The organism is Pseudonocardia sp. P-1, from assembly GCF_058111925.1.
Map to the genome: position 1 here is coordinate 2,010,015 of NZ_CM176614.1, position 18,100 is coordinate 2,028,114.

An 18,100-nucleotide genomic window follows, 5' to 3' on the forward strand; every position below is an offset into this window, starting at 1 on the left:
CGCGCGCCGACGAGGATCACCGGAATGGCCCGGCTGCGCTGCGACGTCGTCGCCGACTCCCTCGGACTGGCCACCTCGGTCACGGTGCTGCTGCCCCAGCCGTCGCGGACCCGCATCGGCGCCGGGGTGCGCGACCTCGACGCCCCGCCACCGGTGCTCTACCTGCTGCACGGCCTGTCCGACGACGACACCGCCTGGACCCGCTACACCGCCGTCGAGCGGTACGCCGACGAGCTGGGGCTCGCCGTCGTCATGCCGCAGGTGCACCGCAGCTTCTACACCGACCAGGCCTACGGCGGCCGCTACCGCACGTGGGTGACCGAGGAGCTCCCGGCGCTGGTGGCGCGGTTCTTCCGGGTGTCGGCCGACCCGGCGGAGACGTTCGTGGCGGGACTGTCGATGGGCGGCTACGGCGCGCTGTCCTGGGCGCTGGCCGAGCCCGGCCGGTTCGCCGCCGCGGCGTCGCTGTCCGGGGCGCTCGACCTCGCCGCGCTGGCCGCGGGCCCGCCCCGCGAGGAGGACCCCCGGATCTGGGAGCGGATCCTCGACGGCGCCCCGGTGGCCGGCACCGAGGCGGACCTGTCCACCCTGCTCGCCCGGCTCGACCCGGCCGCGGCGCCCGCGCTGTACGTGTGCGCCGGCACCGAGGACCCGCTGCACCCGCAGTCGGTGCGCTTCGCCGAGCTGGCCCGGGCCGCCGGGGTGTCCGTGAGCACCGCGTTCGGCCCCGGCGAGCACGAGTGGGGCTACTGGGACGCCCGGATCCGCGACGTCCTGGACTGGCTGCCGCTGCCCCGCTGACCCGTCCCGGACCGGGCGCTGCGCTCCCGTGGTCGGCGGCACGGTTCCGCGACGCTCGACGACCGGCACCCGCGTCGAGGAGCACGTTCGCGCCCTCCGCGGGGCGGGAACGTGCTCCTCGGTGTCAGCTGGGTGCGCGCACCAGGCGCACGGGCTCGCCCGTCGCGGGGTGCAGGAGCAGGGCGTCGCCCTCGGTCTCGACGTGGACGGCGTCGGAGACCCAGCGCGCGACGGGCACGTTCTCGCAGCCGATCATCGTGCTCAGGCCCGCCGTCGCCCGCAGCGCACCGCCGTCGCCGAGGGTCCACTCGCCGCTCTGGCCGTTGCAGCCGTCCGATCCGGTCCAGGTGCCGTCCGGGGCGAACTCGGCGAACGCCCGGCCCTGCGCGGTGCCGTCGGCGGGCAGCCAGCGGACACCGGTGAGGTCGGCGGCCATGGCCGCGTGCGGGCCGCTGGTGCCCGCACCGGCGGCCGTGGTGCCGCCGGTGCCGCATCCGGCCAGCAGGAGCGCGGTGAGGGCGGTGAGGGCAACCGTCCGGATCGTCACGCCCCAGGTGTACCGGATCGGAACTCCCGGCCGCTCCCGTGGCGCGGCACCACGCGCCGTCGTCGACCGCCGGGCCCCGGGCGGCGGCACGGGACCGGATCAGCTCCCGGGCTCGTCGTCGCGGTGCGCGGCACCGATCTCGAAGGCGGGCAGGCAGACGGCCACGTACTCCGCGCCGTCGGGGCCGGGTGAGCTGTAGCGCACCCACTCCCCCGGCGCGGTGTGCACGGCCTGCCCGGCGGCGACGTCGAGCTCCCCGCCGTCGAACTCGACCCGCAGTGCGCCGCGCAGGACCAGGGTGTACTCGTCGAACTCCGGGGTCTGGCCGGGCTCGGCCCAGCCCGACGGGCTGCGCATGTGGGCGACCGAGACCCGGCCGTCGCCGGAGTTCACCCGCCCGACGTACTCGTCGATGGTCTTCGGCGGGGTCCCGGCGGCGGTGACCCGGCTGGCGTTCTCGATCAGCTTCGGCACGGCACCATCCTGCCGCGTCAGCGCTCGGCGGGCGGCCGGGGTGCGGGCAGCGCCGGTGCGGGGCGTCCGTCCACCGGTTCGGCGGGGAACGGTCCGCCGTGCGCGGACAGGTCGATGCACACCGTCCGGGCGTGCGGCAGGACGAGCACCGTCTGGTCGGCACCGGGCCGCATCGGGTGCCGGTAGTGCGCGGCGACCCAGCTTCGGTTGCGCCAGTGCCCCTCGACCCGGACCACGCCGACCACCTCCCGTGGTGTCCCCGCGGGACGACCACGACGGTACCCCGCGCGGCCCGTCCACCGGGAATACCCTGGGGGGGTATATGCGCTGCAGCGGGCGTCCACGACGCCGGGAGGTAGACGATGCACGACGAGCCACGGGCGGCCTCCGCCCCGCAGGAGCACGGGACGCACCCCGGCGGCGGCCCCGGGGCCCACGGCGGCCACGCCGGACACGGCGGCCACACCGGACACGGGCACGCGGGGCACGCGGCGGTGTTCCGGGACCGGTTCGTCGTCGCGCTGGTGCTCGCCGTCCCCGTCGTCGGGTTCAGCGCGATGACCGGGATGCTGCTCGGGTACTCGCCCCCGGCGTGGTCGGCGTGGATCCCCCCGGTGCTCGGCACCGTGATCCTCTTCTGGCCGGGCCGGCCGTTCCTGTCCGGCGCCGTCGCCGAGATCCGGGCGCGCCGGCCCGGGATGATGCTGCTCATCGGCATGGCCGTGGGCGTCGCGTGGGTGGCGAGCATGCTGAGCTCGCTCGGCGTCGGCGGGCTGGACTTCTGGTGGGAGCTGGCGCTGCTGGTCGTGATCATGCTGCTCGGGCACTGGCTCGAGATGCGTGCGCTCGGGCAGGCGTCCGGGGCCCTCGACGCGCTGGCCGCGCTGCTGCCCGACACCGCCGAGCGGGTCGGCGCCGACGGCACGGTCGGCACGGTCGCACCGGCCGACCTGACCGTCGGCGACGTCGTGCTGGTCCGGTCGGGCGCCCGGGTGCCCGCCGACGGCACGGTCGTCGACGGTGCCGCCGAGGTGGACGAGTCGATGATCACCGGCGAGTCCCGGCCGGTCCCGCGCGGCACCGGCGACCGGGTGGTGGCGGGCACCGTCGCCACCGACTCGGCGCTGCGGGTCCGGGTCGACGCCGTCGGCGAGGACACGGCGCTGTCGGGCATCCGCCGCCTGGTGGAGAACGCGCAGGGCTCACGCTCCCGGGCCCAGGCACTCGCCGACCGCGCGGCGGCGCTGCTGTTCTGGTTCGCCGCGGGTGCCGGGGTGGCGACCTTCGCCGCATGGACGCTGCTCGGCGACACCGCGCAGGCGGTCACCCGCACCGTCACCGTGCTCGTGATCGCCTGCCCGCACGCGCTCGGGCTGGCGATCCCGCTGGTCATCGCGATCTCCACGGCCCGCGCGGCACGCTCCGGGGTGCTGGTCACGGACCGGCTCGCGCTGGAGCGCACCCGCACCGTCGACACCGTGCTGTTCGACAAGACCGGCACGCTCACCACCGGCAGCCCGCGGGTCGTCGGGACCGCGGGCGCTGCGGACACCCTGACCCTGGCCGCCGCCGTCGAGGCCGACAGCGAGCACCCGCTGGCCCGCGCCGTCGTCGCCGCGGCGGACGGGCGGGCCGTCCCGGCCGCACACGGGTTCCGCTCGCACACCGGACGCGGGGTGTCCGCCACCGTCGACGGGCGGCCGGTCGCCGTCGGGGGTCCGGCGCTGCTGCGCGGGCGTGGTCTCGACGTGCCCGCCGAGCTGACCGGCGACGTGCACCGGTGGAGCGACGACGGCGCCACCGTGCTGTACGTGGTGGCCGGTGCGGACCCCGGCGAGGTGGTGGGCGCGCTCGCCCTCGCCGACGCGGTCCGCCCGGAGTCCCGGGCCGCGGTGGACGCCCTGCACGCCCGCGGCGTACGGGTCGTGATGCTCACCGGTGACGCGCGCCCAGTGGCCGAGGCGGTCGCCCGCGACCTGGGCGTCGACGAGGTCGTCGCCGAGGTGCTGCCCGAGGGCAAGGACGAGGCGGTGGCCCGGCTCCAGGACCGCGGCGCGGTCGTCGCGATGGTCGGCGACGGCGTGAACGACGCCCCGGCGCTGGCCCGGGCCGACGTCGGGATCGCGATCGGGGCCGGCACCGACGTCGCGGTCGCCTCGGCCGGGGTGGTCCTGGCCTCGTCCGACCCGCGCGGGGTCCTGTCGGTGATCGCGCTGTCCCGCGCCGGGTACCGGAAGATGCTGCAGAACCTGTGGTGGGCGGCCGGCTACAACCTGGTCTCGGTGCCGCTCGCGGCCGGGGTGCTCGCCCCGGTCGGGTTCGTGCTCCCGCCCGCGGTCGGCGCCCTGCTGATGAGCCTGTCCACGGTCGTCGTCGCGCTCAACGCGCAGCTGCTGCGCCGGGTGGAGCTGCGCCCGGACCGGCTGGTCAGCTGACCCGGGGTGGCGCCGTCGTCGCCCGGACCACCAGCCGGGTCGGGACCTCGACGTCGCCGGGGTGCTCGCCGTCCAGCGCGGCGAGCAGTGCCCGGGCGGCGAGCTCGCCCTGGCGGCGGACCGGCTGGGCGACCGTGGTGAGCTCGGCGACGGCAGCCGAGTCGTGGTCGTCGAACCCGACCACCGACACCTGGCCCGGCACCGCCACGCCGGCACGGCGCAGGGTGCGCAGCACGCCGACGGCGAGCTCGTCGGACATCGCGAACACCGCGGTCGGCATCACCGGGAGGGAGAGCAGCTCGGCGGCCGCGGCGTCGCCGTCGGCCACCCCGGCCCCGGTGGCGACGACCGGGCCGCGGGGCCGCCCGGCCTCGGCGTGCGCGTCGGCCCAGCCGTCGCGCCGGTCGGTGGTCGTGGCGCGGCCGTTGGCCTCGTCGGGGTCGAACGACACCAGCGCGACGCCGCGGTGCCCGAGTCCGAGCAGGTGCCGGACGGCGGTGCGGGCTCCGGCGCGGTCGTCGATGCCGATCCGCGGTCGTCCCGGCATGTCCCCGCCGAGCACGACGACCGGGATCTCCAGCGCGTCCAGCGCCGCGGCCTCGGTGGTGTCGATCGCCGAGGCGACGACGATCAGCCCGTCGGCGCGCCCGCGCACCGGCAGCGTCGCGAAGAAGTGCGCCCGCGCGTCCGGGTCACCGAGGTTGTGGAGCTGGGTGACGTGCCCGGCCGCGGACAGCACGCCCTCCACCCCGGCGACTGCCTCGGCGAAGAACCAGCGGGTCGGGAAGCGGGCGAGCACGGCGACCGTCAGCGGCCGGACGGGGACGGAGTAGCCGAGGGAGGCCGCCGCCCGGCGGACGCGTTCGCGGGTGTCGTGCGAGACGGGGGTGCCCTCGCGCAGGGCGCGCGACACCGTCGCCGGGGAGACCCCGGCGAGCTCGGCGACCCGCCGGACACCCGCCCGGCGTACGACCTCGTGCACCGGCCCGTCCGTCACGGGGGTCATCGTGCCCGCGCCTCGACAGCGGTTGCAACCGGATGAAACACTCTGCAACACCGCCCCGCCCGACGATCCGTACCCGGGAGCATCATGTCCGTGCACGAGCAGGACTGGTGGCGCAACGCCGTCGTCTACCAGGTCTACATCCGCAGCTTCGCCGACGGGAACGGCGACGGGACCGGTGACCTCGCCGGTCTGCGCAGCAGGCTCGACCATCTCGCCCGCCTGGGCGTCGACGCGATCTGGATCAACCCCTGGTACCCGTCGCCGCTGGCCGACGGCGGCTACGACGTGGCCGACTACCGCGCGATCAACCCGATGTTCGGCGACACCGCGCAGGCCGAGGCCCTGATCGCCGAGGCCCACGCGCGCGGCATCCGGGTGCTGCTCGACATCGTCCCGAACCACCACTCCGACGAGCACGTGTGGTTCCGGGCCGCGCTGGCCGCGGGCCCCGGCTCGCCCGAGCGCGAGCGCTACCTCTTCCGCGACGGCCACGGCGAGAACGGTGAGCTCCCGCCGAACAACTGGGAGTCGATGTTCGGCGGGCCCGCGTGGGAGCGGGTCGTGTCCCCCGACGGGACGCCGGAGCAGTGGTACCTGCACCTGTTCGACATCCGGCAGCCGGACGTGAACTGGGAGCACCCGGAGGTCCGCGCCGACTTCGAGGAGACCCTGCGCTTCTGGTTCGACCGGGGCGTGGACGGGTTCCGGGTCGACGTCGCGAACTCGATGGTGAAGGAGCCCGGGCTGCCCGACGTCGTGGAGGGCGTCAACGACGCCCAGGACGGCGGCCACCCCTACCTCGACCGCGACGGCGTCCACGACATCTTCCGGTCGTGGCGCCGGATCGGCGACACCTACGACCCGCCGCGGGTGTTCGTCGCCGAGGCCTGGGTGCCGGACCCGCAGCGCCTGGCCCGCTACCTGCGCCCGGACGAGCTGCAGACCGCGTTCAGCTTCAACTTCCTCACCGCCGCCTGGCTGGCCGAGGACCTGCGCGCCAACATCGACGACGCGATCGCCGAGAACACCCGGGTCGGCGCACCGGCGACCTGGGTGCTGTCCAATCACGACGTCTGCCGGCACCCGAGCCGACTGGCCCGCAAGCCCGAGGCCGGGCGCGGCTGGAACCTCGACGACGTGATCGCCCTGCCCGCCGACCCCGAGCTCGGCCTGCGCCGGGCCCGCGCGGCGACGCTGCTGATGCTCGCGCTGCCCGGTACCGCGTACCTGTACCAGGGCGAGGAGCTCGGGCTGCCCGAGGTCGAGGACATCCCGACCGACCGGCTCGACGACCCGACCTGGGAGCTGTCCGGGCACACGCTGCGCGGCCGCGACGGCTGCCGCGTCCCGCTGCCCTGGGCCGCGGGCGAGCCCGGCTTCGGGTTCGGCCCGTCCGGGACGCCGTGGCTGCCGCAGCCGGAGGTGTTCGCCCGGCACGCGGCCGACGTGCAGGAGGCCGACCCGGACTCGGTGCTGCACCTCTACCGGGACGCCCTGGCGATCCGCCGCGCGCACCCCGCACTCGGCGGCGGCGCGCTGACCTGGCAGGAGTCGCCGGAGGGCACGCTGGCACTGGCCCGCACCTCGGACTCCGGCGACGGCGGCTTCACCTGCCTGGTGAACGTCTCCTCGGCGCCGGTGTCGCTGCCCGAGGACGCCGAGGTGATGCTGTCCAGCGGCCCGCTCACCGCCCGCGGCGAGGTCCCCGCCGACACCGCGGTGTGGCTGCGCCACTGACCGGCGCGCCCGTCCCGGACGCCCCCAGGGGAACTCTCGTGGCTTTGAGCGCTACGAGGGTTCCCCTCGGGGCAGCCCCCCGGGGTCAGGCCACGATCGGCAGCCCGGCGAACCAGACCTCGCGCAGCGTGCGCTCGGTCCAGCGCCAGACCCGCCGTGCGGCGACCGGGTCGAGTGCGTGCGTGGCGACCCCGCCCGCCACGCCCGGCCCGGCCGGTCCCGCCTCCGCGAGCCCGGCGAAGTAGCGCCCGCTGATCCCCCCGACCAGCGGCGACGCCGCTGCCAGCACGACCGTGGCGGCCCCCTGCTCGGGGTCGGCCCCCGCCGGGCCGGGGTCGGCGGCGTTCACCGCGATCCCGTCGCCCGACCAGCGACGCGCGGCCTCGACCGCGTGCAGCAGCGCCGCGCTGCGGGACCGGGCGTGGGCGAGGTGGGCGTCGTAGCGCTCGTCGGAGAAGTGCGGGTCCTCCGGGTCGAACGCCGCGTCCCGGTGGGCCGCGGAGGTCACGGTGACCACCCGCGCCCCGTCGACCGCGGTGAGCGCCCAGTGCAGCCCCGAGGTGAGCGACGCCGGCCCGAGGTGGTTGACGGCCAGGTGCAGCTCCCAGTCGTCGACGGTGCGGGTCAGCGGGGCACCGGTGACGGCCGCGGCGTGCACGAGCATGTGCAGCGGGCCGTCCCACAGGCGCACGAAGCGGGCGATGGAGCGCTGGTCGGACAGGTCGAGCTCGCCGACGGCGACGCGCTCGTTGCCGGTGTCGGCGACGATGCCGTCGCGGGCGACGGCACCGGCCTCGGCGTCGCGCACGGCGAGGGTGACCTCGGCCCCGGCGGCGGCCAGTGCACGGGCGGCGGCGAGGCCGACCCCGGTGGTCGCACCGGTGACGACGGCGCGCCGGCCGGTGAGGTCGACGCCGGCGAGCACGTCGGAGGCGGTGGTCCCGGCCGGTGCGGCCGGCAGGACGGCACGGGAGGTGCCGGTGGTGGACAGCGGACGGGATCGGTCGGTCGTGGAGCGGAACAGCATGGCGTGATCCCTTCTGAGCACCGGGTACGCGGTCGGTGACGTCGTCGTTGCGTCGCCGTGTCCCCGGGGACAAGTAAGCGGAGGATCCTCCGTATGACTCGGGACTCTATCCGGAGCATCCTCCGGATCGCAAGACGTATCGTGGGATCGTCAGTCCCACCCGAGGAGGCACCGCCATGGGCACCAGCACACGTTCCGGCCTGCGTGCGGACGCCGCGCGCAACCGTGAGCTGCTGCTGGCCGCGGCCGTGCGCGCGTTCACCGCGGAGAGCCGTGGCGGCCCCGCCACGACCCTCGACGGCATCGCGAAGGACGCCGGAGTCGGCATCGGCACGCTCTACCGGCACTTCCCGAACCGGGACTCCCTGGTCGAGGCCGTGTACCGCAACGAGCTCGACCGGCTCTGCGCCGCCGCCGAACAGCTGCGCACCGAGCTGCCCGCGGACCGGGCACTGCGGGCCTGGATGGACCGCTTCGTCGACTACGTGATCACCAAGAAGCACCTCGCGGACTCGCTGCACGCGCTCGTGGCCTGCGGGCACAACCCGTTCGCGCAGAGCCGCGAGCGGATGGTCGAGGCGGTCCGCCTGCTCCAGAAGGCGGGCATCGCCGACGGCACCCTGCGGGCCGACGTCGACGCCGCGGACGTGCTCGTCGGCACCAGCGGGATCTGCATGGCCGTCGCCGACCCGCAGGGCCGCGAGCAGGCCGGACGCCTGCTGGACCTGCTCGTCGACGGCCTGCGCCCGCGCTGAGCCCCGGCCCGGCCACCCCGGGTGATCGTCCGGACACGTAGGATCTGCCGCGGACGAGGGCTCCGGCCCGGACGAGCACGGAGGCATGATGGGTGAGCTGTTGCGCGGCGGAACAGGCGTCGCACCCGCTCCCCCGGCCGACCTCGTCGCCGCCCCCGGCTACGGGGCGCGCCGGATGTACCAGGCCTACCTCGCCGCCTGGAGCCGTCACGTCGACCCGGTGCTGACCGGCCCGCAGTTCGCGGTGCTCTCGGCGATCCGTGCCTACCCGGAGTCCGACCAGAGCTCGTTGGCCGGCGCCGTCGCCCTGGACACCTCGACGATGGCCGACGTCTGCCGCCGGATGGAGCGCCGCGGGCTGATCGAGCGCACCGAGTCCCCCCGCGACGCCCGGCGCAAGATCCTCTCCCTCACCGACGACGGCGCGGCCGCCCTCGTCGAGGTCACCCGCCGGACCCGGCGCCTGGACGCGGAGCTACTGGCCGCGGTGCCCGAGGACCGGCGCTCGGAGATCGCCGGTCTGCTCAACACCCTCGGCGCCCACTGGGAGGCGGTCGCGGAGCGGACGTCGTTGCCCGGCAACGACTGAGCCCGGCCGCCCGGGTTACGTCCCGGTTTCCCTTCCGGGTCGTTCGCACGAAAACCTTGCGTATCCGGATAGTACGTGCTCGGATTACTTCTCGTGCGGGCCACGTCACAGGCCCGACGGACGCGAGGAGGTAGTCGTGGCACCCAGCCAGTCCCTGGAGATCACCATCACGGGCGGCGGTCTCGGCGGGCTGACCGCCGCACTGGCCCTGCGCCGTCAGGGCTTCCGGGCCACCGTGCTGGAGGCCGCGCCGCAGCTCGGCGAGGTCGGTGCCGGCATCCAGACCGCCCCCAACGCCAGCCGGATCCTGTTCGGCCTGGGGCTGCGCCGGTCGCTGGAGCGGATCCACACCGCCCCGCAGGACCAGGTGCGGCGCCGCTGGGCCGACGGCTCGATCATCGCCCAGCTCCCGCTCGGGCAGCAGGTCGTCGACACCTACGGCGCCCCGTACTGGCACTACCACCGCGCCGACCTGCACCGGATCCTGCTCGAGGCCTGCCTCGACCCGGACGGCCCCGGCCCCGCGGTCACCGTGCACACCGACGCGAAGGTCGTCGAGCTCGACCGCACCGACCCGGACCGCCCGGTCGCCGTCACCGCGCGCGGGCTGCGCGTCGCGGGCGACGTGCTGGTCGGCGCGGACGGCATCCGGTCCGGTGTCCGCGACCTCGCCGGGTTCGACGACACCCTCGTCTTCTCCGGCGAGATGGCCTACCGCGCCCTGATCCCCGGCGAGCTGATCGCCGCGGACCCGGCGACCCGGTTCCTGCTCGACCGCTACCACTCCACGATCTGGTACGGCCCCGGCAAGCACCTGGTGCACTACATGATCCGCCGCGGCGAGTACCTCAACGTCGTCGCGATCGTGCCCTGCACCGAGCAGGTCGAGCGCGACTGGAGCGCCCCGGCGACCGCCGAGGACCTCGTCGCCGACTTCGCCGACTGGGACGACCGCGTCCCGGCGATGCTGTCCAAGGCCAAGGACGACGTCTCGGTGTGGGCGCTCCACCGCCGCCGCCGCGATCCGGTCTGGATCGACGGCCGGGTCGCCCTGCTCGGCGACGCCTGCCACGCCATGCTCCCCTACCAGGCCCAGGGCGCCTCCCAGGCGATGGAGGACGCCGCCGTGCTGGCCGAGGAGCTCGGCGCGGTCGGCCGCGGCGGGATCGACACCGCGCTCGCCCGCTACGTGCAGCGCCGCGCCAAGCACGCGGGCGTCGTGCAGGACGCCTCGCTGCAGAACATGGACTTCTACCACCTGCCCGACGGCCCCGAGCAGCGCGAACGCGACGAGAAGCTGCGCCGCTTCCAGGGCGAGTCCGACGTGTCCTACGACTGGCTGTGGCGGGGCTCCCCGCTGAACGACCCGGACGACGAGTCCGTCACCTACCCCTTCGCCCGATAGAGGAGCACCGACATGCGTACCGGAGACCAGGTCGTCCAGGACCTGCCCTGGCGCTGGGGCGTCCAGGGGAAGATCTTCCTCATCGGCGGCCTCGGCTACATGTTCGACGCCTGGGACGTCGCCCTCAACGGCTTCCTCACCCCGCTGCTCGGCGTCGAGTTCGACCTCTCGACCGGCCAGCGCGGCCTCGTCGCGACGGCCAACCTCATCGGCATGGCCGTCGGCGCCGTCGCGTTCGGCACGATCGCCGACCGGATGGGCCGCAAGCGGGTCTTCAGCATCACCCTGCTGATCTTCGCCCTGTTCTCGGTGCTCGGCGCCTTCTCCCCCAGCTGGGAGGTCTTCCTGGCGCTGCGCTTCCTGGCCGGCATCGGGCTCGGCGGCTGCATCCCGGTCGACTACGCGATCGTCAGCGAGTTCTCACCCCGGCGCTACCGGGGCAAGGTGCTCGCCGCGATGGACGGCTGGTGGCCGATCGGCACCACCCTCGCCGGGCTCTCGGCGACACTGCTCGTGCCGGTCGAGGGCAACTGGCGCTGGATGCTCGCGCTGATGGTGCTGCCCGCGCTGCTGCTGTTCTGGATCCGCCGCGGCGTCCCGGAGTCGCCGATCTACCTGGCCCGCACCGGCCGCGAGGCCGAGGCCCGCGACGTCATCGACGACATGGTCCGCCGCACCGGCGCCCCGGTGGAGCAGTACGCGATCACCGCCGCCGCACCGGAACCGACCACCTCGCGCCGCCGCGGTCTCGGCGCGCTGGGCGAGCAGCTGAAGATGGTGTGGGCGTTCAACCCGCGCATCACCGGCGTCGCCTGGTCGCTGTTCATCACCGTCATGGTCGTCTACTACGCCGCGCTGTCCTGGATGCCGTCGATCCTGCGCGCCCAGGGCATGGGCGAGGTCGCCGCGTTCGCCTCCACCACCGTCATGAACGCGGTCGGCATCCTCGGTGTCCTCACCTCGGTGCTGCTGGTCGAGGTCGTCGGCCGCAAGTGGGTCATCGGCGTCGCCGGTCCGTGCGCCGCGCTGTCGCTGGTCGTGTTCTCGCTGGTCATGGGCTCGCCGACGGCGGCGGTCGCGATGATCGCGGTGTTCGGGTTCTTCGCCCTGGTCGTCATCCCGGTGATGTACGCCTACGTCTCCGAGCTCTACCCGACCGAGCTGCGGGCCTCGGGCTTCGGCTGGGCGTCGTCGTCGAGCCGGGCGGTCACCGGGTTCGTCCCGCTGATCTTCGGCAGCCTGCTGTGGCCGGTCCTCGGCCTGCCGCTGACCTTCACCCTGATGGCGCTGCTCGTGTTCGCCGCCGTGACCTTCATGGCCCTCGGCGCCCCCGAGACCCGGGGCCGCGAGCTGGACCGCATCACCGGCGACGAGGAGACGCTCGACGCGCCGGCCGTGGAGCGGGTGGAGAAGGCGTGAAGCCCGCCGCGTTCACCTACCACCGGGCGTCGTCGGTGCGCGGGGCGGTCGACCTGCTGACCGAGCTGGCCGACGACGAGCCCAAGCTGCTCGCCGGCGGGCAGAGCCTGGTCGCGATGATGAACTACCGGATGGCCCGGCCCGGGCACCTGATCAACCTCACCCACGTGCCGGGCCTGGCCGGCATCCACCACGCCGACGGGGCGCTCCGGATCGGCGCGCTCACCACCCACCGGGCCGTCGAGCGGGCCGACCTCGGGCCGGACTTCGCGGTGCTGTCGGCCGCGATGCGCTGGGTCGGGCACCTGCCCATCCGCACCCGCGGCACCGTCGGGGGCTCGATCGCGCACGGCGACGCCACCGCCGAGTGGTGCCTGCTGGCCGTGCTGCTCGACGCCGTCGTCGTCGCCGAGGGGCCGGGCGGGCGCCGGGAGGTCCGGGCGCGGGAGTTCTTCCTCGGCCCGTTCACCACCGCCCTGGACCCCGACGAGGTGATCGTGGAGATCGTCTTCCCCCGTCCCGCGCCGCGCGCGGCGCTCACCGAGTACGCCGACCGTCGCGGCGACTTCGCCGTCGTCGCGGCGGGGGTGGACCTGGGCACCGGGGAGGTCGTGCTCGGCGGGGTCGGCGCCGTCCCGGTGCTGGTGCCCGACGCCGGCACGCCGGACGAGGTCGCCGACGGTCTGGAGCTGCGCGACGAGGCCGGGATCCCCGCGGAGTACCGCCGCGGGCTGGTCCGCACCCTCGTCGCCCGGGCCCGGGAGGAGGCCGCCCGTGGCTGAGCCCGGATTCCGCCGCGACGGCAGCTGGGTCGGCGCGTCCGTCCCGCGCCGGGAGGACCCGCGGCTGCTCACCGGCCGCGGCCGCTTCGTCGACGACATCACCCTGCCCCGGATGCTGCACGCGGCGTTCGTGCGCAGCACCGAGGCGCACGCCCGGGTGGTCGACGTCGACCTGTCCGAGGTCCGGCGGGTGCCCGGCGTCGTCGCCGCGTTCGACGCCGCCGATCTCGCCCTGGGCGACATCACCGCGCTCCTCGACCGGCCGCTCGAGGAGTTCGTCCCCACCTCGATGCCCGTGCTGGCCGGCGACAAGGTCCGCTACGTCGGCGAGCCCCTGGCCGTCGTGATCGCCACCGACCCCTACGCCGCCGAGGACGGGGTGGAGGCCGCCGTCGTCGAGCTCGACCCGCTCGACCCGGTGGTGACCGAGACCGCCGCGCTGGCCGCGGCCGGTCCCCCGGTGCACGACGAGGCCCCCGGCAACGTGCTCGTCGACGTGTCGCTGTTCGCCACCGAGGGCATCGACGGCATCTTCGACGAGGCGCACACGGTGGTCACCGTGGAGGCCCGCACCGGACGGCAGAACGCGCTGCCGCTGGAGACCCGCGGCGTCGTCGCCGACTGGGACGACCGCGACGAGCAGCTGGTGGTGCGCACCTGCACCCAGGTCCCGCACCAGGTCCGCACGGTCCTGGCCCGCTGCGCCGGGCTCGACGAGAAGCAGGTCCGGGTCGTCGTGCCGGACATGGGCGGCGGGTTCGGGCAGAAGTGCGTCGTCGGCCGGGAGGAGATCGCCGCCGCGGCCGCCGCGCGGCGCCTCCGCCGTCCGGTGAAGTGGATCGAGGACCGGCGCGAGGCGCTGACCGCGAGCTTCCTGGCCCGCGAGCAGCACTACACCGCCCGCGCCGCGTTCACCGCCGACGGGGAGATCCTCGCCCTGGAGTCCGACGTCGTCTGCGACATGGGCGCCTACTCCTGCTACCCGTTCACGGCCGGGATCGAGCCGCTGATGGCCTCGGCGGAGATGCCCGGCGTCTACCGGGTCCCCGCCTACCGGGTGCGCGGGCGCGCGGTCACCACGAACAAGGCGCCCACCGCGCCGTACCGCGGGGTGTCCCGGCCGCAGTACGTGATGGTGATGGAGCGGCTGATGGAGCGCGCCGCCCGCGAGCTCGGGCTCGACGCGCTGGACGTCCGCCGGCGCAACCTGATCACCGAGTTCCCCTACCGCGGGGTCAACGCCATCACCTACGACCCGGGCTCCTACCGGGAGTCCCTCGACCTGTGCGAGCAGGTGCTGCGCGACGAGGGCTGGCCCGGGCGCACCCTGCCCGACGGCCGGGTGCTGGGCATCGGCTACTCCTGCTTCTCCGAGCGCACCGGCTACGGCTCCGGCGCGTTCGCGGCGCGGAAGATGCAGGTCGTCCCCGGGTTCGACCTGTCCCAGATCACGATGGACCTCGACGGCACGGTCACCGTCACCACCGGCACGCTGTCGCACGGCCAGAGCCACGAGACGACCTTCGCCCAGATCGTCGCCGACCGGCTCGGCCTGCCCTACGACAAGGTCAAGATCGTCCAGGGCGACACCGACCGGATCACCTACGGCTGGGGCTCGTTCGCGTCCCGCTCGGTGACGATCGGCGGGTCCGCGGCGGCCGCGGCGGCGGTGAAGCTGGGCGACCAGCTGCGTGCGCTGGCCGCCCACCTGGCCGACGCCGACGTGGACTCGGCCGAGCTCGACGGCCGCGGCGGGGTGCGCGCCGGGGACCGCACGTTCTCCTACGCCGAGCTGGCCGACGTCGCCTACCTGCGCGCGCACCTGCTGCCCAAGGAGGTCGGGCCGGGCCTGACCGCGACGGCGAGCTTCGACGTCGGCGGCGACGGCACGTTCTCCAACGCCACCCACGGCTGCGTCGTCGCGCTCGACCCGGGCACCGGCGGCGTGGAGATCCTGCGCTACGTCTGCGTCGAGGACTGCGGCGTCGCCATCCACCCGCGCGTCGTCGAGGGGCAGGCCCGCGGCGGCATCGCCCAGGGCATCGCCGGGGCGCTGTTCGAGCAGGTCGTCTACGACGAGCTCGGCCAGCCGCTCGCGCCGAGCTTCATGGAGTACAAGGTCCCGACCGCCGCCGAGATCCCGGACGTGCGGATCGAGCACCTCGAGACGCCGTGCGCGTTCACCGCCGACGGCGCGAAGGGTGCGGGAGAGGGCGGGACCATCGGCGCGCCCGCGGCCGTGCTCAACGCCGTCAACGACGCGCTGCGCCCCACCGGCGTCGAGCTGGACTCCACTCCACTGTCGCGCGCGGACCTGTTCGCCGCGCTGAACCGGGAGGCACCGTGACCGACATCCAGCTGGTCGAGCTGACCGTCAACGGGGAGCGTCACGAGCTGGCGATCCCACCGCGCCGCACGCTGGCCGACGTGCTCCGCCACGACCTGGGGCTGACCGGCACCCACGTCGGCTGCGAGCACGGCATCTGCGGGGCGTGCACCGTGCTCGTCGACGACGCGCCCGCCCGCGCCTGCCTGCTGTTCGCCGTGCAGGTGGAGAACGCCGCGATCCGCACGGTCGAGTCGCTGTCCGGGCCCGACGGCGGGCTGTCGGACCTGCAGCAGTGCTTCGGCGAGCACCACGGGCTGCAGTGCGGGTTCTGCACACCCGGGTTCCTGATGCTGGCCGAGGGCTACCTCGCCGAGGAGCCCGACGCGAGCCGCGAGGAGATCCGCGAGGTCGTGGCGTCGAACCTGTGCCGGTGCACCGGCTACCAGACCATCGTCGACGCCGTGGAGGACTGCGCGGGCCGCCGCCGCGCCGCGCTGCAGTCCGCACTGGACTCCGCCCCGCAGCACGCGACACAGTCCGCACCGCAGTCCGCACCGCAGTCCGCACTGGACGGAGCATCCGCATGAGCCCGCACCCCACCGGTCTGCACGGGGCCGGTACCGACGCGACCTACGCGACCGCCGGGTTCGGCGCCGCCGCCCGGCGCGGGACCCGGCCCGCGGTCGTCGTCGTGGACCTGACGGTCGGGTTCACCGACCCCGCGCTGCCCACCGGCAGCGAGCTGTCCGAGGTCGTCGCGGCGACCTCGACGCTGGTCGAGGCGGCCCGCACGCTCGGCGCGCCGGTGGTGTGGACGACGATCGCCTACACCCCCGCCGAGCTCGACACCCTGCCCTGGCTGGTGAAGGCACCCGGGATGCGCTCGCTGGTCGAGGGCTCGGCCGCCGTCGGCTTCGACCCCCGGCTCGACGTCCGCGGCACCGACCACACGCTCACCAAGAAGGGCGCGTCGGCGTTCTTCGACACCGGGCTCGCGACCCTGCTGCGGTCGTCCGGTGTGGACACCGTGCTCGTGTGCGGGGCCACCACCTCGGGCTGCATCCGCGCGAGCGCCGTCGACGCCGTCCAGTCCGGGTTCGGTGTGCTGGTGCCGCGGGACTGCGTCGGCGACCGCGCGGCCGGGCCGCACGAGGCGAACCTGTTCGACATCCACGCGAAGTACGGCGACGTGCTCGGTCTCGACGACGCGCTCGCCTACCTGAAGGGACTCCTGTGACCGTCACGTCCACCCTGGTCCGGCAGGTCCGCCAGGACGCGCTCGCCGACCTCGCCGACGTCCCCGCCGTGTCCCGCTGGGTCAGCCGCCGCGACCTGGCGCTGCACGCCCTCGACTACGGCGGCGACGGCGCCCCCGTCCTGGTCCTGCCCGGCATCACCAGCCCGGCGGTGTCGATGGACTTCGTCGCCCGCGAGCTCGTCGACCTGTGCCGCCCGGTGGTGCTCGACGTCCGCGGCCGCGGGCTGTCCGGCAGCGGCACCTCGTGGACCCTCGACGACTACGCCGGCGACGTCCTGGCGGTGCTCGACGCGCTGGAGCTCGGCCCCGACACCATCCTGTTCGGGCACTCGATGGGCGCCCGGATCGCCGCCGTCGCCGCGACGCGCCGGCCCGTCGGCGGCGCCGTGCTCGTCGATCCGCCGCTGTCCGGCCCCGGCCGCGCGCCGTACCCGACGACGCTGGAGGCGTTCCTGGGCCAGCTGCACGAGGCGCAGCGCGGCACCGACGCCGACGGGGTCGCCCGGTCCTGGCCGCGCTGGCCACGCCGCGAGCAGGAGCTGCGCGCGCGCTGGCTGTCCTCCTGCGACGAGGCCGCGATCGCCGCGACGCACGCCGGGTTCGAGTCCGAGGACTTCTTCGACGCGTGGCCGCACGTCCCGGCGCCGGTGACCCTGCTGTACGGCGCGGACTCCCCCGTCGTGCCCGCGTCCGGGGTCGCCGAGATCGCCGCCGCCCGGCCCGACGCCCGGCTCGTCGCCGTCCCGGACGCCGGGCACATGGTGCTCTGGGACAACCCGGCCGAGGCGCTGGGGCTGCTGCGCGGGGCGCTGGGCGGCCCGGACCGGGGCTGACCCGCTCCGGGGCCGGCCGGACCCGTCCGACGCCCCGGGCCGGAGCGGCGGGGCGGATCGGACGGGCCTACCGTCGCGGTGTGCAACCGTGTCCGCGCCCGACCGCCTCCCTGCTGCGGGCGGCCACCGTGCTGGTGGCCGCCCTGCTCCTCGCCGGCTGCTCCGCCGACCGCCCCGCCGCCTCGTCGGCGCAGGACACCGAGCGCTGGCCGGGACAGACCGCCTCGGAGCGGGTCGGCGCCCCGGGGCTGGAGGCGCTGCGGACCAAGTTCCGCTTCTACGCCCAGGACCCCTGCTGGTCGAGCGACCCGGCGACGGTCTTCCCGCGCTGCGGCCGGTTCACCACCGAGATCCGCAACGCCCTGCCCCAGGTCCGCCAGGACGCACCGGCCGCGGCCGCGCAGGCCGACCTCGTCGGGAAGGCGCTCGACGACTTCGCCGCGAAGGGCTGCCAGGCCGACCCGGGCACCCTCGCCGAGGGCGACGCCGCCGTCTGCGGCCCGGCCTTCCGCGCGGTCCAGGAGACCGCCCAGGGCATGGCGACGGCCGCCGGCGCCGGGACCTGAGGACCCTGCCCCCGTCCATGATCACCGGTTGTGGAGCCAGGAGTGTGCTCGACGACCTCCGCGCTCCACAACCGGTGATCATGAACGGGGTGGAACCGCGCCGACCGGCGGCCCGCACCGCGCCGACGGATGCGCCT

Annotated in this window: 18 protein-coding genes; 13 read left to right on the forward strand and 5 right to left on the reverse strand. The window is 75.2% G+C overall.

The window, feature by feature from the left end; all coding sequences use genetic code 11:
* The first annotated feature begins 24 nt into the window (after nucleotides 1–24).
* On the forward strand, nucleotides 25–801 hold the full coding sequence (locus AC0GKK_RS09600; protein ID WP_073576200.1) for an alpha/beta hydrolase: 777 nt from the start codon (nucleotides 25–27) through the stop codon (nucleotides 799–801).
* A gap of 124 nt (nucleotides 802–925) precedes the next feature.
* Here AC0GKK_RS09600 and AC0GKK_RS09605 read toward each other — a convergent pair whose 3' ends face one another.
* The 3 genes from AC0GKK_RS09605 to AC0GKK_RS09615 form a co-directional block, all read right to left on the reverse strand.
* Nucleotides 926–1,348 (reverse strand): META domain-containing protein, encoded by a 423-nt coding sequence (locus AC0GKK_RS09605; RefSeq protein WP_489883633.1) that lies wholly within the window; start codon nucleotides 1,346–1,348, stop codon nucleotides 926–928.
* A 99-nt stretch (nucleotides 1,349–1,447) separates the two neighbouring features.
* Entirely contained in the window at nucleotides 1,448–1,822 is a 375-nt protein-coding gene (locus tag AC0GKK_RS09610) for a cupin domain-containing protein (protein WP_062400727.1), read from the reverse strand.
* 17 nt (nucleotides 1,823–1,839) lie between these two features.
* Nucleotides 1,840–2,058: a hypothetical protein gene (locus tag AC0GKK_RS09615; RefSeq protein WP_145983253.1), complete on the reverse strand. Its 219-nt coding sequence runs from the start codon at nucleotides 2,056–2,058 to the stop codon at nucleotides 1,840–1,842.
* Nucleotides 2,059–2,184: 126 nt separating this feature from the next.
* Between AC0GKK_RS09615 and AC0GKK_RS09620 the strand changes: the two genes are divergently transcribed.
* A complete protein-coding gene (locus AC0GKK_RS09620; RefSeq protein WP_489883634.1) occupies nucleotides 2,185–4,257 on the forward strand; it encodes a copper-translocating P-type ATPase in 2,073 nt (690 codons plus the stop codon).
* Here AC0GKK_RS09620 and AC0GKK_RS09625 read toward each other — a convergent pair.
* Nucleotides 4,250–5,263 (reverse strand): LacI family DNA-binding transcriptional regulator, encoded by a 1,014-nt coding sequence (locus AC0GKK_RS09625; protein ID WP_489883635.1) that lies wholly within the window; start codon nucleotides 5,261–5,263, stop codon nucleotides 4,250–4,252. The two genes, AC0GKK_RS09620 and AC0GKK_RS09625, sit on opposite strands and share 8 nt — an antisense overlap.
* An 84-nt stretch (nucleotides 5,264–5,347) precedes the next feature.
* Here AC0GKK_RS09625 and AC0GKK_RS09630 point away from each other — a divergent pair, with 84 nt between their 5' ends.
* Nucleotides 5,348–7,000 carry a glycoside hydrolase family 13 protein gene (locus AC0GKK_RS09630; RefSeq protein ID WP_489883636.1) on the forward strand — a complete coding sequence of 551 codons (1,653 nt, stop codon included), beginning with the start codon at nucleotides 5,348–5,350 and terminating at the stop codon, nucleotides 6,998–7,000.
* Nucleotides 7,001–7,085: 85 nt separating this feature from the next.
* Here the strand turns inward: AC0GKK_RS09630 and AC0GKK_RS09635 are convergent, their stop codons facing one another.
* A complete protein-coding gene (locus AC0GKK_RS09635; RefSeq protein ID WP_178374202.1) occupies nucleotides 7,086–8,027 on the reverse strand; it encodes an SDR family NAD(P)-dependent oxidoreductase in 942 nt (313 codons plus the stop codon).
* A gap of 176 nt (nucleotides 8,028–8,203) precedes the next feature.
* On the opposite strand from AC0GKK_RS09635, the gene AC0GKK_RS09640 reads away from it, so the two are divergent.
* The 10 genes from AC0GKK_RS09640 (at nucleotide 8,204) to AC0GKK_RS09685 (ending at nucleotide 17,963) form a co-directional block, all read left to right on the forward strand.
* Nucleotides 8,204–8,782, forward strand: coding sequence for a TetR/AcrR family transcriptional regulator (locus AC0GKK_RS09640; protein ID WP_073576207.1), 579 nt, complete (start codon nucleotides 8,204–8,206; stop codon nucleotides 8,780–8,782).
* Nucleotides 8,783–8,870: 88 nt separating this feature from the next.
* Entirely contained in the window at nucleotides 8,871–9,371 is a 501-nt protein-coding gene (locus AC0GKK_RS09645; protein WP_244326204.1) for a MarR family winged helix-turn-helix transcriptional regulator, read from the forward strand.
* Nucleotides 9,372–9,507: 136 nt separating this feature from the next.
* Nucleotides 9,508–10,776, forward strand: coding sequence for an FAD-dependent monooxygenase (locus AC0GKK_RS09650; protein ID WP_489883637.1), 1,269 nt, complete (start codon nucleotides 9,508–9,510; stop codon nucleotides 10,774–10,776).
* A gap of 12 nt (nucleotides 10,777–10,788) precedes the next feature.
* Complete coding sequence (locus AC0GKK_RS09655) at nucleotides 10,789–12,195, forward strand: MFS transporter (protein ID WP_489883638.1); 1,407 nt, start codon at nucleotides 10,789–10,791, stop codon at nucleotides 12,193–12,195.
* The gene (locus AC0GKK_RS09660) at nucleotides 12,192–12,977 is read left to right on the forward strand and encodes an FAD binding domain-containing protein (protein ID WP_489883639.1); all 786 of its coding nucleotides are present in this window, start codon (nucleotides 12,192–12,194) and stop codon (nucleotides 12,975–12,977) included. The genes AC0GKK_RS09655 and AC0GKK_RS09660 overlap by 4 nt, the downstream gene beginning before the upstream one ends.
* Complete coding sequence (locus AC0GKK_RS09665) at nucleotides 12,970–15,324, forward strand: xanthine dehydrogenase family protein molybdopterin-binding subunit (RefSeq protein ID WP_251785550.1); 2,355 nt, start codon at nucleotides 12,970–12,972, stop codon at nucleotides 15,322–15,324. Before AC0GKK_RS09660 ends, AC0GKK_RS09665 begins: the two co-directional genes overlap by 8 nt.
* Complete coding sequence (locus tag AC0GKK_RS09670; RefSeq protein WP_482636690.1) at nucleotides 15,321–15,893, forward strand: (2Fe-2S)-binding protein; 573 nt, start codon at nucleotides 15,321–15,323, stop codon at nucleotides 15,891–15,893. The genes AC0GKK_RS09665 and AC0GKK_RS09670 overlap by 4 nt, the downstream gene beginning before the upstream one ends.
* Nucleotides 15,890–16,543, forward strand: a complete 654-nt coding sequence (locus tag AC0GKK_RS09675) for an isochorismatase family protein (protein ID WP_489883640.1) — start codon at nucleotides 15,890–15,892, stop codon at nucleotides 16,541–16,543. Before AC0GKK_RS09670 ends, AC0GKK_RS09675 begins: the two co-directional genes overlap by 4 nt.
* Nucleotides 16,540–17,397, forward strand: coding sequence for an alpha/beta fold hydrolase (locus AC0GKK_RS09680; RefSeq protein ID WP_489883641.1), 858 nt, complete (start codon nucleotides 16,540–16,542; stop codon nucleotides 17,395–17,397). The genes AC0GKK_RS09675 and AC0GKK_RS09680 overlap by 4 nt, the downstream gene beginning before the upstream one ends.
* Nucleotides 17,398–17,477: 80 nt before the next feature.
* Nucleotides 17,478–17,963 (forward strand): hypothetical protein, encoded by a 486-nt coding sequence (locus AC0GKK_RS09685; RefSeq protein WP_476653972.1) that lies wholly within the window; start codon nucleotides 17,478–17,480, stop codon nucleotides 17,961–17,963.
* Nucleotides 17,964–18,100 lie beyond the last annotated feature (137 nt).

Bases quoted from the DNA above. Each gene is read 5' to 3' on its own strand.
- AC0GKK_RS09600 (WP_073576200.1), top strand. From the start codon at position 25: ATGGCCCGGCTGCGCTGCGACGTCGTCGCCGACTCCCTCGGACTGGCC.
- AC0GKK_RS09620 (WP_489883634.1), top strand. From the start codon at position 2,185: ATGCACGACGAGCCACGGGCGGCCTCCGCCCCGCAGGAGCACGGGACG.
- AC0GKK_RS09625 (WP_489883635.1), bottom strand. From the start codon at position 5,263: ATGACCCCCGTGACGGACGGGCCGGTGCACGAGGTCGTACGCCGGGCG.
- AC0GKK_RS09630 (WP_489883636.1), top strand. From the start codon at position 5,348: ATGTCCGTGCACGAGCAGGACTGGTGGCGCAACGCCGTCGTCTACCAG.
- AC0GKK_RS09635 (WP_178374202.1), bottom strand. From the start codon at position 8,027: ATGCTGTTCCGCTCCACGACCGACCGATCCCGTCCGCTGTCCACCACC.
- AC0GKK_RS09640 (WP_073576207.1), top strand. From the start codon at position 8,204: ATGGGCACCAGCACACGTTCCGGCCTGCGTGCGGACGCCGCGCGCAAC.
- AC0GKK_RS09645 (WP_244326204.1), top strand. From the start codon at position 8,871: ATGGGTGAGCTGTTGCGCGGCGGAACAGGCGTCGCACCCGCTCCCCCG.
- AC0GKK_RS09655 (WP_489883638.1), top strand. From the start codon at position 10,789: ATGCGTACCGGAGACCAGGTCGTCCAGGACCTGCCCTGGCGCTGGGGC.
- AC0GKK_RS09675 (WP_489883640.1), top strand. From the start codon at position 15,890: ATGAGCCCGCACCCCACCGGTCTGCACGGGGCCGGTACCGACGCGACC.